Raw genomic sequence first — 16,689 nt, forward strand, 5'->3', positions numbered from 1 at the left:
GGTTCCCTGCCGCAGCCGCACGGTTCGTGCCCCTCGTAACGCAGTCCGGCGCCGAGGACCGCAGCCACGACGGTCCACGCCCTGCTGTTCCGGCGCCGCGGTGCCGCGAAGTCGCGGCCGGCACAGACCATCGCCCCTGAGCACCGAGGGCAACGATGCCCGCCGGGCCCGGGATGCCGCTTGAACGCCACACGGCAGGGCAGGCACGCGTAGTGCAGCTTGTAGGACTTCTCGGCGTAATGACATACGAGGCGAACGTACCCGGCGGGGCAGGGGCCGGCGAGATGATTCGGGCTCGATGTCAGTGCGGGCTCATATGCTCGTGTCATGGACGAGGCAGGGGTGGTCACGGGGGAAGCGGTCGGCAGGGCTTGGTCGTTCCTGATCGCGGGCGAGGACCGACAGTTCCAGGGGAACGCGGGCTACGAGGACGTCGTCGAGGAGTCCTACAGCTACGACTCCACGGTCGGCAACCATCGACGCGTCGCGCTGGACGACCTGGTCGTGGTCCGAAGCGGACGCGAAGCCCTCGGTATCGGCTACGTCGAGCAGTTGGAGACCTTCCCGAACCAGGAGAAACTCCGGAGCCGATGCCCGGGCTGCGGAAGCACCGGCTTCAAGGAACGGACCTCGACGCTTCCCCGATTCAGGTGCAGTCCCTGCGGAAACGCCTTCGACCACCCTTCGACCGAGACGATAGAGGTCACTTCGTACCGGGCCCACTACGGAGGAACCTGGCAACCTCTCGAAGGCTGCCTCGAAAAGGCCCTGCTCTCCGAACTCAGCCTGAGCAATTCCGACCAGCAGTCGATCAAAGCCATAGACTACTCCAGGGTCCTTGCGGCCGTCGCCTCCAAGGGCGTCCGGCTTCCCCGCAGGAGATGGGCATCCGCCGGCACGGGGCCTCGTCCTTTCGAACTGCCCGGCGGCCGACGGCGGGCAACGGTGGCAGTGCGGCGGGGGCAGGACGCGTTCCGCCGGGCGCTCGTCCGTCGATACGGGATGATCTGCGCGGTCACGGGCCCCGCCCCCGCGGAAGTGCTCCAGGCCGCCCATCTCCGTGCCTTCGCGATCACGGAGCAGCACAGAGTGGAGGAAGGCCTCCTCCTCCGCTCGGACATCCATCACCTCTTCGACAGCGGCCTCCTGGCCATCCACCCCGACGACTTCACCGTCCAAGTCGCCCCGAGCCTCGACGGCTACGCCACCTACAGCGACCTGCACGGCACGTCACTACGGATCCCGAACACGGACCTGATAGACCGCCACGCCCTGGCAGAGCACCATGCGTCAACTGTCGCCACCTGGTGACGGCAACCCGTCCTGCGAGGAGAAACGGACGCGTCGCGCATCCTTATGACGCCGCACCCGCCGCGTTCAGCGACTTGGCACGGAGATCCGCCGATCGGGCCGGTCATCAGGACTTCATGGTCCGTCTGTGTCTCGCGCACCTCGGGAACGGAGGCAGGCCAGGGCGGAGGCGAGGGCGGCGACCGCCCCGGTGTGCGGCGCACACCACAGGCGCGCCGCGTCCGTAGAACCTTTGCCACCCGCCTGCAGCCTGGAGATCGAGCCGGGAGTCGTACGGGCGGACTCCGGCGACCTCCTGCACGAGACCCTCGACACGATCGGCTTGCCGAGGCAGTACGCCTCCGCGGTAAGCGGCCACCTGTACGCCCAGAACGTCCTGCGCGCGTCCAACCGTCTGTGGACTACCTCGGCACCGCCGAGGACACGGCTCCCGGTGAACGCACGGGCCGCTTCCGCATCGGCACCGACCAGCCGTCCTCGAAGCTGCCGGACACAGCCGCATCTCCATGGAAGACGTTGCCACCGGTGGGAACAAGTCGTACACCCGGCTCCACGGTCCGTACTCAGTGGACAGGTCTCGCCACGGGATGCGGGCGTTGACCCGGTACCGTACGCCATCGATCAGTTGCTGGCTGGCCTACGCCAGCGGCCGTACGGGCTTCTTACCCAAGGCAACAGCGGTTTCAGCACAGCCCATTGTGCGTCCGTCAGATCTCCACGTACCACAAACCAAGATCATCTCTCGCCTGAGATCCACTTTCGGTACACGCTCTTGACGACCCACGCTCGGTGGACTCATGCCGCGCTTGCCGGACGGTCCGGGAAGTACTCCCGCGACCAAGAGTTCGAGGCCCGCTGTCGGCGCGGCTCGCCTGCTGCCCGATCACCCGCCGACAGGTGGTTTTCCCTCATCTGGTGGAAGGTTCCGACAGACTGGACCGCATGAACCGGAACGATCTGGAGTTCGCACCCGATCGGGACGGCGGCGCCTTTGCGCGTGCCGCCCGGGCCGTGCTCAGGCGGGCGCAAGCTTCGAGCTGTTCCGAAGCCAAACCGCCTCTGCGAGCGCCGGTCGACGTGGACAGGCTCCATGTCGCAGGAACAGCACGGATCCACCTGGCGACGATTACCGGCTCACGGTTGGCGGTTCGCCGTCTTCATGTCGGATGGCCTCAGGCTCTGCCGTGGCCTGCATGTCGTGGTTCGTCTCATGGCTTCAGCAGTAGGGCCGTTGCGAAGGAAGGTTGGCTGTGGCTGATCGCCTCGCGTGGCGAACAGCCGGTGGTCTGGCTGGAGTTCTTGTCGCCGCGAGGTATCGAGCCAAGCCGTCCGCTGGGGTGGAGTCGGTTGATCAGGGCCTCGGATGTCCCTGGGGCAGACTGGCAACAGAGTTTCAGAGGAGAGAATCCGGGTGCTTGGGCACGGCCCCCTCCACATCCGGGGGACCGTTTCCCGAGTCACTGTCGGTGCTGTCGACTACGGTCGTTGCGACATTGCATCATGGGGATGCTTTGCATCCGTCCGTGAGCGGGCACCCACTGAAAAGGCAGGTCATGGTCAGCGAGTGGCAGTTCGAGGTCCCCACGGCCGGTAGCAAGCACCTGCCTCCGGATGGGCGCTATATGGAGGCGCTCAGCAGCCAGGGGTACGGCTTCGAGGTTGCCATTGCCGACCTGGTGGACAACTCCATCGACGCCGGAGCGGGCAATGTCGTCGTCCACTTTCTACGTGACGGGGACCAACTCGTCAGCCTGGTCGTCGTCGACGATGGCAAGGGCATGGATGAGAACGAGCTTGATGTCGCCATGACCGTCGGCGGTCGCCGCGGGTACGACAAGAAGTCACTGGGTATGTTCGGCACCGGCCTGAAGTCCGCGTCGCTCAGTCACGCCAACTCTGTCACCGTGGTGAGCCGGACCAAGCGGACCCGGCCCGCGGGCAGGCGCTGGCTGATGGAACGCGCGAAACACGGATTCGAATGCGACATCATCGACCCGAACTACGCTCAGGATTTCGTCGACTTCTACCAGGGGCGTCCGATCGCCTTTCAAGGCACCATCGTTCGGTGGGACGATGTCAAGGACTTTCCAAATGGCGGTGCCGGTGGCCAGACGGATCGCTACCTACAGCGCACCGTGAACAAACTTGGGTTGCACCTCGGGCTCCATTTGCATCGCTTCCTCGCCCGAGACGATTTCCATATCACTATTTCGGTCCAGGATGTCCGAACCGGGGTCGAATACGCGAACTACGGCGTGGAGTCGCTCGACCCCTTCGCTTACCCCGTCTCCGGAAATTCCGCTTATCCGAGCACTTTCACCGCCGAAATCCCCGCTCTCGGGCAGGTCCACCTCGACGCCCACGTCTGGCCGCCACGTTCCTCTCTCGACGAGTACAAGGCTTTCGGAGCGGTCGTGGAGCGGAGCGGGTTCTACTTCTATCGCAACGACCGTCTCGTTCAGGCGGGCGGTTGGAATAACTTCCGGCAGCCTGAACAGCATCTCGCACTGGCTCGTGTGGCCGTTGACCTGCCAGACGATCCCGAGGCCAAGATCTTCCGACTGACAGTGAAGAAAGACGGGGTGCAGGTGTCCCCGGAGTTCGTCGGCTCGTTGGAGGGTGCCGAGAACGAGCATGGCCGAACCTTCGCCCAGTATGTGGTGGAGGCAGAACACGTCTACAGGGAGGCCCGCAGGCACGTGGGTGTCGCGCGCAAGGCCGCTGTCCCGCCAGGGCGCGGTATCGATCCACAGGTTCGTCAGGTGATCGAGGAGGAATTGCCGGTACTTGTGCATGAGGAACCATTGCAATTCCGATGGCAGAAGCTGGCCAACGACAAATTCTTCGAGATCGACCAGGATGGCCACGTCCTCCTGCTCAATCAGCACTATCGGGCGGCCTTGCTCGGCGGTCGCGATGGTTCGCTGAACGACGCTCCGATGGTCAAGTCCCTCATATTTCTACTCATGCAGGATGCCTTCCAGCGTGAACGCATGGGAAGCCGTCTCAAGGACAACATCGAGTTGTGGCAGTCAGTTCTCGTCGCCGCGGCGCGCGCCGAGCTCGATCGGGTGGCCGATTGATGAGCGCACGTGAGGGCAACGACGCGGATCCGTCGTACACCGGGCCCGCATCCTCGCCGCATCAACCGGTCGACCTGCCGTGGACAACGGTCGAGCACTATCTCGGTCGCGGTCTCGGCGCGAGCTATCGGCTCTCCGCCGCCGGTAGGCCCCTCGTGTCATACGAGATCGCGGACGGCGGGCGTGGCATCGCCCTCCACGTGGAGCTCGGAGGTCGTCACCGTCCTCTCCGCTCGACATTGCCCGCCGTACGCATCGATCAAATCGCTCACGGTGGACGACGTATGGCACGTCTCACCACGCCCGAACCGGACCTCCTTCGCGACTTCCACGACCTGCTGCTGGCGGTGGCGGACCGTATCGTCGTCGATGGTCAGGACTTGGATCATGCCTTCGACGAGACCGTGCACGGCTGGAGCGCTCTACTCGGCAGACCCCGGGGCATGTCGTTGCAGAAACGTATCGGCCTTCACGGTGAACTAGCCGTTCTCGGACGGGTGGCGCAACTCGTCGGATGGCAAGCAGCGCTCGACTCGTGGGTGGGACCGGCGGGGGAGGAACACGACTTCGCCCTGGGCGAAGCCGACCTGGAAATCAAGACAACCACCTCCGAACTCCGGAGCCACACCATCCACGGTCTGGGGCAACTGGCGGAGACTCCCGGGCGCCCGTTGTGGTTCGCGTCCCTTCGTCTCACTCGAGGGGGTGTGGGAGGTCGCACGTTGGGCGATTCGGCAAAGGCCACCCGCGACGCGGCCGCCGCCGAGAACATCGCGCTGGGAAGGCGCGTGGATCGGCTTCTCGCTGCCGCGGGCTGGGACCCGGACCAAACCGAGGACGAACGCTGGACGCCCCGTGACAGCCCGCTGATGTTGCGAGCATCGGACATGCCCCGCCTCACCGCCGAGGGCCTGCCCGGCGGTTCGGTCGGGCGGATCGGTCACGTTACTTACGTCGTCGATGTCACCGGGCTCCGGCCGGATGAGCACCCTCCGATCGTTGATCTGTCCGACCTCGCGCTTCCCTGACGAACCCGACCCTGCAAGCCCTTCGCCAACCGTTCGGCACCCGAGGAACAACATGACCAGCAGCCCCATCGACGAACTCCTCCTGCAGTTGCACAACGCCGCTCTCTCGGACATGCACACCAGCCGCCCAAAGAAGCTCGCGCGAGCGCTCGTGTATCAGGCGGAGGATCTGGGGACCGAAGCCGAGGGGTTGGCCACCGAGGACGCCCTGCGGGAGGCACTGGAACGCGCCCTGCCCACGGACCGATTGGTCGAGATGTGGCGCAAAAAGCTCACCGACTGGGATTTCGCTCCGAATCCTTCCTGGTCGGAGAGCATGGAGCGTACGGAGTCACGACGCGCGCACGTCTACGACCTCCTCGACCTGACCGAGTCGACCCGCAAGCTCCTGGACAATCTCATCCCCGTGTCCAAGGTCGAGGCGCCTGTCGTCATCACCGACGACTTCACGCCGTGGTACACCCCTGAGTCACAGCAGGGCCGTCCCTGGTACTGGCCGTCGTATCGCGCCTATCTGGAGAACAAGGGGTGGGCTCCAGACGCTGTCGCCGGCCTCGACGTGGCGACGGACGCCGTCGTTGAGCGGCTGGCCGACCCCACTCAGGTGGCGGCCTACCAGGCGAAGGGGTTGGTCGTCGGCTACGTGCAGTCGGGCAAGACCGCCAATTTCTCCGGAGTGATCGCCAAAGCGGTGGATGCCGGCTATCGACTGGTCATCGTCCTCGGCGGCACGCTCAACATGCTGCGCGCCCAGACCCAACGACGTCTCGACATGGAGCTCGTCGGCCGAGAGAACATCCTGCGGGGAGCGAGCGAGTACGAATCCGATTACGCGTCAGACCCTGCCTGGAGCCAGGGCCGGTTCGTGACTTTCGGATCGTTGCCGTCATCTCGCGGCGCGTTCGACATCGTGCGTCTCACCACCCGTGCCGACGACTACCGGAGTCTCCTCCAGGGGATCACCGCTCTGGAATTCGAGAAGCAGGAACCCGCGCTGCCCCTGTTCGACCCTCGAAACCTGCACCGCTCGTCGGCCCGTCTGATGGTTGTCAAGAAGAACAAAGGCGTCCTCACCAAGCTCGTGAAGGACCTCAAGAAGATCAAGACGCCGCTCGCCGAGATTCCCGTATTGATCATCGACGACGAGTCCGACGAAGCTTCCGTCAACACCTCCAATCTTGCCAAGCCCGATGCCGAGCGCACCGCGATCAACCAGAAGATCTCAGAGCTTCTTCGGATGCTTCCGCGCGCTCAATACGTGGGCTACACCGCCACTCCTTTCGCCAATGTCTTCATCGACCCCAGCGACGCGGAGGACATCTTCCCGAAGGACTTCATCGTCTCGCTGCCCCGCCCCGAGGGGTACATGGGGGCTCGTGACTTCCACGACCTCGACTCGGCCGTTCCGGACGAGGGTCCCACCGTCGCCAACTCCAATGAACTGGCGCACATGCGCAGCATCACGGTGGATGACGAGGACGGCGACGACCTCTGCCTTCAGCGGGCCATGGACACGTTCGTCCTCACCGCGGCCATGAAGCTGTACCGGGAGGCGGAAGGCGGCCTCGGTGACCGGTACTTCCAACATCACACCATGCTCATCCACGAGTCCGTTCGCACGGAAGTCCACCGCGAACTTCTGGCCAAGGTGACCCGGATCTGGTGGAACGCCGGATATATGGGGCCGAGCGGTCACGAGCGCCTGCGTGAATTGTTCGAGTCCGACATCGCCTGCGTGTCGGCGGTGCGCGCCGACGGCCATGCCGTCCCTGCTTCGTACGACGAGTTGGCTCGCTACGTCGGGCCGGCAGTCACTCGCATCGGCGGGGACGACAATCCGATCATCGTCGTCAACGGCGACAAGGACATCGAGACGGGCGAGGCCGATTTCGACAAGCGTTCCATCTGGAAGATCCTCATCGGCGGCCAGAAACTGGCACGAGGGTTCACCGTCGAGGGGCTTACCGTCTCCTACTTCCGTCGCCGTGCCGGGAATGCCTCCGCTCTGATGCAGATGGGCCGCTGGTTCGGCTTCCGCGAGGGCTATCGAGACCTCGTACGTCTCTATCTCGGGCGCGCCGAGACCGTGGGCGCCAAGGAGATCGACCTGTACGCGGCGTTCGAAGCCATCTGCCTGGACGAGGAGAACTTCCGCACCGAACTGAAGCAATACGCCACGATGGTCGACGGAAAGCAGCAGGTTACTCCGGCTCAGGTGCCTCCGTTGGTCTCCCAGCACCTGCTCAAGCCGACCAGTCCCAACAAGATGTACAACGCGCGGCTCGTCGAACTCCACTCGCCGGGTCAATGGCAGGAGCCCACGGCCTACCCGACCAAGGTCGGCGACCTTCGGCACAACACCAACCTGTGGACGCCTGTTCTCGACGCGCTGCCCACCTCGGTCACGTCGCTTGCCTACCACTTCCCCGCCGAGGACGGCCGGGCGGCTGTCACTCACAAGTACGACGCTTTGGTCGGCCGGCTCGACCCGGCGGAGTTCCTCGACCTGGTTCGCGAGGTGCGCTGGGGGGCGCCCTCCCAGTTCGCGCCCAACCTTGCCTACCTCGAGGAGATCACCGCCTCATCGCAGGTCGACGATTGGTTGCTTGTCGCACCGCAGCACACGAAGCGCGGACAGCGGCTGGCTCTGGGCGGCGATGGACGGACCCTTGCCTGGTTTGCCCGAGAACGTCGGCGCAGCCCGCTCTTCGGCGCGATCAGTGAGCCCAAGCACCGTGCGGTTCCGCTGCGTATCGCCGGTGCCCTCGCCGACTCCGGCGACGCCGCCACCGAGATCCTGGTCACCCCTCGCAGGGGTGTCGTGATTGTCTACCCGATCGTCGAGGCAAAGCACCACTCCGACATCGCCGGGGACGGCCGTCTCGCATCGGAGAAGATCGTCATGGCTTTCTCCTTCGTGGCTCCCGCCACGGCGCGCCGGACCGACGGCCGTGTTCTACGTTTCACGACCATCGATTCGGCGAAGGAGGGCGAGGCGATCATCGACGCGCAATGAGCCCGAACGCCCAGCCGTTCCGCCCGGCCTGCTACTACCCTCGACGAGGGTAGATCTTGCGGGGCGGGCCGGGCTCGCCGCTGCTGCACTTGGGGACGACGGGAGAACATCACCGAGATGACCTGGGGGAACGCGGCATCCGCCGCCGTGCGGGGGGACATCGATTCACGGTTTCGGCTTACCTCGCTCGAGGTCTGCGCGGGTGCGGGTGGTCTTGCCGTCGGGCTGGAGCAGGCAGGGTTCGACCCTGTGCTGGTACTCGACAATCGACCGGTCGCGTGTGAGACGCTGCGCGCCAATCGCCCGCAGTGGGACGTTCGTGAAATCGATGTTCTCGACTTCGACCCTGTCGACGAGAAACAGGTATACGACGTTCACCTGCTCTCCGGCGGCCTACCCCGCGTGAAGTCTCCCGCTGCGGCCGGGCGTACGCGTGGAGACGACGCCGAGTTGTCTGTGCTGAAGGCCACGGTCGATCTGATCTATGGCGTACAGCCACAGGCGATCCTTCTGGAGAACGTTCCCGACCTTGTTCGGAAGCCCGACTACCAACTGGTGCGCAAGGTCATCGCCGAGGAACTCCGTCACCTTGGCTATCGGTTCCAATGGCGCGTCGTGAACGCCAAAGATCACGGGGTGCCACAGAGCCGAGAGGTCGGACTGCTGGTCGCCTTCAAGGGCGATCTGATCGACCGATTCGAATGGCCGCACTCGTATGCCGGTCCGCGCCGAAGTGTGGGAGAGACGCTACGGGCGTCGATGGGCGTTCGCGGTTGGCATGATGCCGCGAAGTGGGCCGCTCAGGCCGACACGATCGCACCGACCATCGTCGGAGGTTCCTGGGACCGTGGCGGAGCCGACCTCGGGCCCACGGGCGCCAAGCGGAAGTGGGCACGGATCGGGGTCGACGGCGGGACCGTTGCCGATCAGGTTCCGGACGCCGAATTCGTCTGGGACCCGGCCTTGGGACGCCATGGCCTCGTTCCGCTCACCGTCGCTCAGGTGGCGTTGTTGCAGGGCTTCGATCCGGAATGGCGGATCGCCGGGCGTAAGACGGCGCAGTACCGGCAGGTGGGAAACGCCACCCCGCCGCCGCTGGCGCGGACGTTGGGGGAGGCGATCGCGGCCGCCTTGCGTTCCGCGCGGTGATGGTCCGCTACAGGGAGGCCGGAAGGCAACCGCGCGGTACGTCGCGGCCGATAGACTTCCGCACCATGAGCAACGCGCCGTCCGACCAGCCACAACGTGGACGCTTCCACCTTGTCGATCTTTTCGCGGGGCCTGGGGGCCTGGATCTGGCGGCCGAAATTCTGGACATTCCTTCGATCGGTATCGAGTGGGACGACGATGCGGTGGCCACGAGGCTGGCTGCGCGGCTGAAGACCGAACCGGGTGACGTGCGGCTCTTCGGGCCTGGCAACCTGGGGTTCGAGGAATGCAATGTACTGTCCGGGGGCCCTCCCTGCCAGACGTTCTCCATCGCGGGCAGTGGCAGCGGGCGCAAGGCACTCGACCTCGTCACGGGTTTCATCCATCGCATGCACGCCTGGTACGAGCGGGAGAAGGCAGGCGAAAGGGGGGAGAACTGGGAGGACATCCAGCGGGAGCTGGACAAGCTCGACGATGAACGTACGGGTCTTGTCCTTCAGCCACTCCGCTGGATCTTCGAGGCGATGCTCCGGCCTCGCCACGGGGGGACCGCCCCCGAACCGTTCGAGGTGATCGTCCTGGAGCAGGTACCCGCCGTCATCGAGGTCTGGCACGAGTACGAGAAAGTGCTGCGTAAGGTCGGTTACAAGACGTACGCGAAGGTTTTCCACACGGAGCAGTACGGCGTCCCGCAGACGCGTCGTCGAGCCGTGCTCGTGGCTCGACACGACGATTTCCCCAAGGACTTCCTGTCGCCCACCCATCAGCAGTACCGCAAGGGTGTGGCACCTGCGGAGGCGCTCTTCGGCGGCCGTGCGGCGTGGGTCTCCATGTCAGACGCCCTCAACGACGTGTACAGGCATGTGGGGGTGAAACAGGCCGATCGGCGTGCCAAGCGGTTCTGCGTCGTGTCCAACTACGGAAGCGGTGGTGATCCGAAGGCCCGCGGCCGTCGCGAGTCCAACGAGCCTTCCGCGACCGTCACCGGCAAGTGGAAGCGCAACCGCATCGTCAGCGCCGACGCTCGAGAGACGGAAATGGAGCGCCTGAGCAACGAGGAAGCCGGAGTGTTCCAGAGCTTCCCCTACCGCTATCCCTGGCGGGGGAACGATCAGGCCCAGCAGATCGGCAATGCCGTACCGCCGCGGTTCGGCGTACACGTGCTGAGCGCGGCACTCCAACTCGATCCGCCTGGCGACGACGTATGGGAGAAGCTCCTGCGCTGGAAGCCCCGGCAGACCGAGACACAGGATCTCGACAACGACCAATCGGCCTGACTACGAGCCACCTGATCGGTTACCTCATCCAGGCGGGCAGGTTCTTCTCCAAGCTGACTCCCCGCCGAGGTGCCGGGACGGCGGGCGACGTGGGGGAGTCGGCCTCCTCTTCCGGGGTGCGGCCTCGGCGGCGTAGCGGGGCCTCGGCGAGGAGCTTGTCGAAGAGGGGGAGGAGCGCGTCGACGGAGGCGGTGGGGACGCGGCCGTCGTCCGGACCTTCGGGCAGGCCATCCCAGCGGACGGGCGGTGCCCCTTCCGCCTCGGCGATCCAGTCCTGGAGATCCTCGACGAGCTGGGCAGAATCGGGGGCGAGGACGTCGTAGACGAGCGTGCTGCCGGCCGTGTTGACCGCCGAGGAAAGGGTGTTGACGTGGTCACCGAGGCGCGGTCTACCGGTTGAGATCAAGTTTTCCAGGACGCGCAGCAGAGCCTGCGCGGTGGGGCGATGATCGATGACGTCCAGACGGAGGGTGGTGTTGAGGACGTCCTGGACGCTGCATGCGATCTCGACGGGGCGGTAGTCGGGCCCGTCGCGGAACAGTTCGGCGACCCACCACAGACGTGAGAAGCACTGGGTGTAGTGGGGACCTGAGAAGCGGGAACTCTGCGCGATCTCGGCGCCCTTGTGACGCCAGACCACGTAGTCGGGGGCGACGAGCATCGAGAGGTGATTCCACAACCTGCTGTCGCCGGCCTCGGAGCGCGTCATGCGCAGTGTGGCGTGCAGCCGTGGGGCGAGCCAGCGGTCGGCAGCCGTGTGCTCCCCGTCGAAGCGTGTCATCGCCTGGTCGAGAAGCTCTCTGATGGGTGCGGTCCGCCACCGCGCCCCGTCCTCCGACAGAATGGTGCTCGCCTTACGGAGGGCGACCTGCGGTGGATTTTCCCGGCCGGACTGCATTCCGCGGCTCAGATACTTGGCGACAGCGGAATCGGGGAGCAGGCCGATCAGGGGAGGGAAGTCGAACGGCGCACGGTGCGGCATCAGTCGTCGCTCCTCTCGAGGCGGTCGACGGCTCGTACCGCGTGGGTCAGCTTCTTCGTGGTCTGTGCGCGCCGGCCCGCCGCGTACTGGATGCCGGTCTGTAGTTCCGACCAGCCGAAGCCTTTCTCGCGGCGCTCGTTGATCTCGTACAGTGCGTCGGTGAGCTGCCGCCCGGGCAGGACATCGGGCAGCATGGAACGCAGGACTGCCTCGCGCCAGCCGGTCGGCATCACCGGGGTGCCGTCCTCGTCGGTGTCGAGATCACCGGCAGCCGAGTGGAACATGGCTGTCCAGGCGTCTTGCGCGATCTGGGAGGTGGTCATCTCCCGCAAGACCTTTTCGGTCGGGTTGCCACCACGACCGCCGAGGATCTCCAAGAGGCCCTCGACAGAGGTGGTGTTGAGGTAGACGGTCGGCATGTCGCCGGACGTCTCGACGATCCACGGCGACTCCTTGTACTGATGTAGCCACTCGTGCGGCCCGTCGCGGAAGTCGATCTCGACGATCTCGATTTCGCGCTGGCGGACAGGTGTGGCCTCCTCGAGGTCGACGTACCAGTCCTGTTCGTCGGAGCCCACGAGCCGGCCGGGAACTTCGTCCACGGTTGCGACGACCAACAACGAAAGCGTCGCCCGCCGCAGGTGGGCCGCCCGGATCAGCGTGATCGAGCCGGTCCGGGAGCCGTCGGGTGCGCGGCGGAGGTGGGCTGTCGTCCGCGTGTTCGTGGACTTCCCGGTCAGTACCGCAAGACAGGTCGTGTCCTGCCACGGCCCGCTCTCCAACTCGTCCTCCGGGAGGATCGCGCGAAGGTCCAGGACCGCTTCCTCCCATTCCGCCCGCCCGGACTGGTGTAGGGCGACCACCCGCTCGGCGGACGACACCTTTGTGTACGGCAGCGGCTTGCCGTCGACGCGGACCGAGACGACATCGCATACGACGTCGCCGAGGAGCGTCGCGTACGGGAACACCGGCTTCACGCCACACCTCCGCGGGCCTTGGGCACGTCCACCGTCAGTCGGGCGTAGCCGCCCCGGACCGGATGCGTCGCGGGATCGGTCACGCCGCTGAACACGGCGGAGCGCACGCCCGGTTCGACGATGATCGTGCCGCTGTCGGCGCGACACGTCTCGGAACCGACGAGCGACTCCCAGCCCACGGACGGACGACCCCCTGAACGTACGTCGAACTTGGCAACCGGTGAAAGCACCCACGCGTCGTCCGCGTGCGGCAACCTCAGATGGACGGTGACATGCCAGGCACCGCGGTCGTCGACCCGGGCCTCCACGTTCCTGACGGTTGGGAACGACTGGGATCTGCGGCCGCCGGCGCCCGCACCGGTGTCGAGCTTCAACAGCTCCCGCAAGGCTGCGGGGCCGCCGCTGCGAGTGCTCTCGCGCTTGCCGAGAAGCGAACGGACCGTCTTGTCGATCTCGGCCCGGAAGTCTTTCAGCCTGGTCAGCGAGCCCCGTTGATAGGTAGTCGTCAGTTCTTCGGTGCGATCCCACCGGTCGTGTTCGGGAGGCTCGGAAGCGCGCAGAAACGCCTCGGCAAGCGCCACGTCTTCGCCGTCCCGCCCAGTCGCGTACCCGGCGAGCAGGACAGCCCGGAACGGGGGCGTGCCCAGAGGCAGATCGCGCGGGCGTTGTTCGGTGATGGTCATACGGTTTCCGCGCATGCACGTCACGTGATTGATCTGCCCGTCGTCGTCATCGGCGGGCGTGAGTAGAAGGACGGCCAGGTGTTCGCGCCCCTTGTCACGAGGGCGGCCCTGATCCTTCAACGGTGTGACGACCAAGGGGACATCGGCACGGACCACTTGGTTCGCAGAGGTCAACTCGTCGACCGTGTCCCCGTCGAGGTAAGCCTGGAGGGCTCGACTGAGAGCGGCGTGGTGTGCGTGCGGATCAACCTGATCCTGGAAGCGGACGTCGCCGTTGAGCAGAGTGGTGACGTGTGCTTCGAGCAGCGGTCCGGCGGTTCGTCCCCCGATCATCGCTGCCCAGAAGTCGTTCGCGAGTGACTGCACCAGCTTGTCGTGCATCTCCTGCAAGGACTCGGCGGCCCCGGAGGCGTCGTATGCGCCGACGATGAGGAACGACGTGCCGGGATCGGTACCACTGCGCTCCAAGTGCAGGCCGCGCAGAGTGTCATCGTCCGCCCACCAGGATCGGGAGACGCCTTCGTGCTCCGGCTCCGTGTCCGGTTCGCCGAGCCAGGCGGGGCCCGCGTAGGCTTCCCCACCCACCTCGTGCCAGGGCAGGTCCAGGCGCCCGATCACTCGACCGACGGTGCGCCCCTCGTAGGGTTCCGAGAGCGTCGAGTTGATCAGTACGAGGCCGAAGCGGCTCGTCGCCCAAAGGGTCGCCTTGCCCAGACCGTAGGAGCCTCCGGCCCGCCCGCCCGTAACCTTGTGGCTGTCGAGCTGGCGGCGGACCACGGCGGCGAATCGACCGTCGCTGTACTCGGGTCCGGTCAGGCCCGCGGCGTTGTAGTCGTCGACACGCAAGAGGCGGAGGCGGCGCTCCTGGGAGAGGTCGCTCAATGCGGAGCGGAGACTGCGGGAGACTTTCTGGTTTCCTCGGGAGGCTTCCTCGTAGTGGGGCACGAGCTCGTGCCACCGCAGAGCGTCGAGAAAGGCGTCGAGGTGCTCGCCGTCCAGCTCGTGGAGCGTGTAACGGACACGTACGGGCGAGTGGTCACTGCACCGCTCGTCCAGGGAATTCTGGGTCGCCTCGCGCGCGAGTACCGACAGATCGGCGTCGAAGGCGAACGCGGCGGCGTTGCCGTACTCGCGGCCACCGTCGGCGTGCGCGGGGCGATGGTGCCAGGACACGGGCCGGCCGGTCGGCACGTCAACTGTGCGCGTAACGACGGAAGCGAGGTCGGTGCCCAGGATCTCGGCGATGCGTGCCTTGGTCTCCTCGCGCGGTTCGGCGCGACCGGTGATCCACGCGGAAACAGCGGCGCGCGTCTTGCCCAGTTTGAGGGCCAGGTCGGCTTGCGACATTTCCGCTCGACGCAATTGACGCTTCAGCCAAGGACCAAAGGCTTCACCGTGGATCGTGGGATTCGGAGATTCGGGCATCGAGAGTCGTGCCTCCTGTCGCAGGAGCAGCCCTGGGAGGTGTGCGGCAGTGTTGATCGCTCAGGCTAGCAGGCACCTTTGACTGAGAAGAGAGGTGTCAAAAAAGATCTGACGCCGGCGGTCGGCGTAGTGCAGACGCCGGATTTCTCACGGACTGGCACCCTTCGGGACCTTCGTGCGTCGCGCCATCACCAGCCGTTGCACACGAGTGGCAGCCTCGATTGGATCTTCGTGCTCCCACACCCGCACCGCCAACCAACCAGCCGAGGTCAGTAGCTCGTCCGTGTTCCGGTCCCGCAGCCGATTGCCCTCGATTTTCGTACGCCAGAAATCGGCGTTGTTCTTGGGCCACGTCGCGTGCTCTGGACACCCATGCCAGAAGCACCCGTCTACGAACACGGCGACCTTCGCCGGCCCGAAAAGGACGTCGGCTTCCCGCCTCACCTTCTTCAGTGGCCTACGGTGTACCCGATATCGCAAGCCTGCCGCGTGCAGGGCCCGCCGCAACGCCATCTCGACGTCCGTGTTGTGGCTCTTCTGCTTGCTCATCCGCGCACGAGTCTCGGGGGTGGTCTGCACCGTCCGTTGCGCCTTTCGTTCTTCATGGGCTCCGTTGCCGTAGCTGGCAACCTCGCTCACCTGGTTCCAAGCGGACGGCACATCTCCATCTGCTACGCCCGCACCCCGTGGCACCCCTCATAAGCCGCCCCCGACCCACACCAACACCCCGCCCCCCGCTCCGGAGGCCACCCCACAGCGCGCCCCCTCGCTGCCAAAGTCGTCGCATACTGCGGCAGCAGGTCCGCGGCGCCCGGTGATGCCGCCTCCGACGCCGCGAAGGCCTCGTACGACGGGACCGTGCCGGTCACGATGCCGACGTTGGGTGTGCCTGACGCGGACAGTTCGCGCAGGGACGCTTCTATCGTCGTGAGGTGGGTCTCGTGGGAGGGGTATTCCGTGGCCAGGGTCGGGTAGGCGGTCAGGAGTTCGGTCAGTTCGTGGGGTGGCCAGTGCAGGACCGCTACCGGGAACGGGCGGGACAGGGCCTCTCGGTAGGCGCCCAGTTCCGCTCGGAGGCGGGAGATCTCGGCCTCCAGTTCCGCCGGGTTGTCGGAGCCCAGGGACCAGACGCGTTTCGGGTCGTGGAGTTCGTCCAGGGAGACGGCGGAGGAGTGGAGCGTGTCCGCGAGGACGTCCCAGTCGTCGTGGGACGCGCCCAGCATCCTGCGTACGCGGTGGCGGCCGAAAAGCAGGGGGTGCGAGGCGTGCGGGGGGTGCGGGGCGTCCGTCAGGAGCAGGGTCACGCCCTCCGTGAACGTCTCCTGCGCCGCTTCCAGCTCGTCGTGGGATTCCAGGGACTCCGCGACGATCACCCAGGGGGCCGGGTCGCGGGGGGCCGCGGCGCGGATGCCGTCGATGATCGCTCTGGCCTCGGCCTCGTGGCCGTACTCCCAGAGGTTCGAGGCCTTCAGGGCGCGGATCAGGTGGGGGGTGTCCAGGTCGGCCGGGGACGACAGCAGGCGGTCGTACAGGGCCGTCGCGGCGGGGCGGTCGCCGGCCAGTTCCAGGTGGGCCGCGGCCTGCAGCAGCAGGGCCTCCGCGTCCTCGGGATACCGGCCGGCGGTCCGCTCCAGGCGTGCCGCTTCGGCGGTGTGGTCGACGTTCTCGGCAGGCGTGTCGGGGCGCATGCGTGACACCGTACTGCCCGCCGATGACAAAAAGGAGATAGCTGCAGGCCAGAGGGCGGCCCGAGGTACG

Annotated in this window: 11 protein-coding genes; 6 read left to right on the top strand and 5 right to left on the bottom strand. The window is 66.1% G+C overall.

Going from position 1 to position 16,689, the window contains the following annotated elements:
- Positions 1-327 precede the first annotated feature (327 nt).
- The 6 genes from BMZ82_RS06825 (at position 328) to BMZ82_RS06860 (ending at position 10,864) form a co-directional block, all read left to right on the top strand.
- Positions 328-1,311 (top strand): HNH endonuclease, encoded by a 984-nt coding sequence (locus tag BMZ82_RS06825; RefSeq protein ID WP_093772740.1) that lies wholly within the window; start codon positions 328-330, stop codon positions 1,309-1,311.
- A gap of 1,553 nt (positions 1,312-2,864) precedes the next feature.
- The gene (locus tag BMZ82_RS06840; RefSeq protein WP_093772742.1) at positions 2,865-4,394 is read left to right on the top strand and encodes an ATP-binding protein; all 1,530 of its coding nucleotides are present in this window, start codon (positions 2,865-2,867) and stop codon (positions 4,392-4,394) included.
- A complete protein-coding gene (locus BMZ82_RS06845) occupies positions 4,394-5,422 on the top strand; it encodes a PD-(D/E)XK motif protein (RefSeq protein ID WP_093772744.1) in 1,029 nt (342 codons plus the stop codon). Before BMZ82_RS06840 ends, BMZ82_RS06845 begins: the two co-directional genes overlap by 1 nt.
- Before the next feature lie 52 nt (positions 5,423-5,474).
- Positions 5,475-8,438, top strand: coding sequence for a Z1 domain-containing protein (locus tag BMZ82_RS06850; RefSeq protein ID WP_093772746.1), 2,964 nt, complete (start codon positions 5,475-5,477; stop codon positions 8,436-8,438).
- 117 nt (positions 8,439-8,555) lie between these two features.
- Positions 8,556-9,587, top strand: a complete 1,032-nt coding sequence (locus BMZ82_RS06855; RefSeq protein WP_093772748.1) for a DNA cytosine methyltransferase — start codon at positions 8,556-8,558, stop codon at positions 9,585-9,587.
- Positions 9,588-9,652: 65 nt separating this feature from the next.
- Positions 9,653-10,864, top strand: a complete 1,212-nt coding sequence (locus BMZ82_RS06860; RefSeq protein WP_093772952.1) for a DNA cytosine methyltransferase — start codon at positions 9,653-9,655, stop codon at positions 10,862-10,864.
- Positions 10,865-10,883: 19 nt separating this feature from the next.
- Here the strand turns inward: BMZ82_RS06860 and BMZ82_RS06865 are convergent, their stop codons facing one another.
- The 5 genes from BMZ82_RS06865 to BMZ82_RS06885 form a co-directional block, all read right to left on the bottom strand.
- The gene (locus tag BMZ82_RS06865; protein ID WP_256251797.1) at positions 10,884-11,846 is read right to left on the bottom strand and encodes a DUF6339 family protein; all 963 of its coding nucleotides are present in this window, start codon (positions 11,844-11,846) and stop codon (positions 10,884-10,886) included.
- On the bottom strand, positions 11,846-12,823 hold the full coding sequence (locus BMZ82_RS06870) for a hypothetical protein (RefSeq protein WP_093772750.1): 978 nt from the start codon (positions 12,821-12,823) through the stop codon (positions 11,846-11,848). The genes BMZ82_RS06865 and BMZ82_RS06870 overlap by 1 nt, the downstream gene beginning before the upstream one ends.
- Entirely contained in the window at positions 12,820-14,931 is a 2,112-nt protein-coding gene (locus BMZ82_RS06875; protein WP_093772752.1) for a helix-turn-helix transcriptional regulator, read from the bottom strand. The genes BMZ82_RS06870 and BMZ82_RS06875 overlap by 4 nt, the downstream gene beginning before the upstream one ends.
- A gap of 147 nt (positions 14,932-15,078) precedes the next feature.
- On the bottom strand, positions 15,079-15,510 hold the full coding sequence (locus tag BMZ82_RS06880; RefSeq protein ID WP_371271166.1) for a very short patch repair endonuclease: 432 nt from the start codon (positions 15,508-15,510) through the stop codon (positions 15,079-15,081).
- Between the two features lie 92 nt (positions 15,511-15,602).
- Entirely contained in the window at positions 15,603-16,619 is a 1,017-nt protein-coding gene (locus tag BMZ82_RS06885; protein ID WP_093772754.1) for a hypothetical protein, read from the bottom strand.
- Positions 16,620-16,689: the final 70 nt, after the last annotated feature.

The organism is Streptomyces sp. yr375, from assembly GCF_900110755.1.
Taxonomy (GTDB): domain Bacteria; phylum Actinomycetota; class Actinomycetes; order Streptomycetales; family Streptomycetaceae; genus Streptomyces.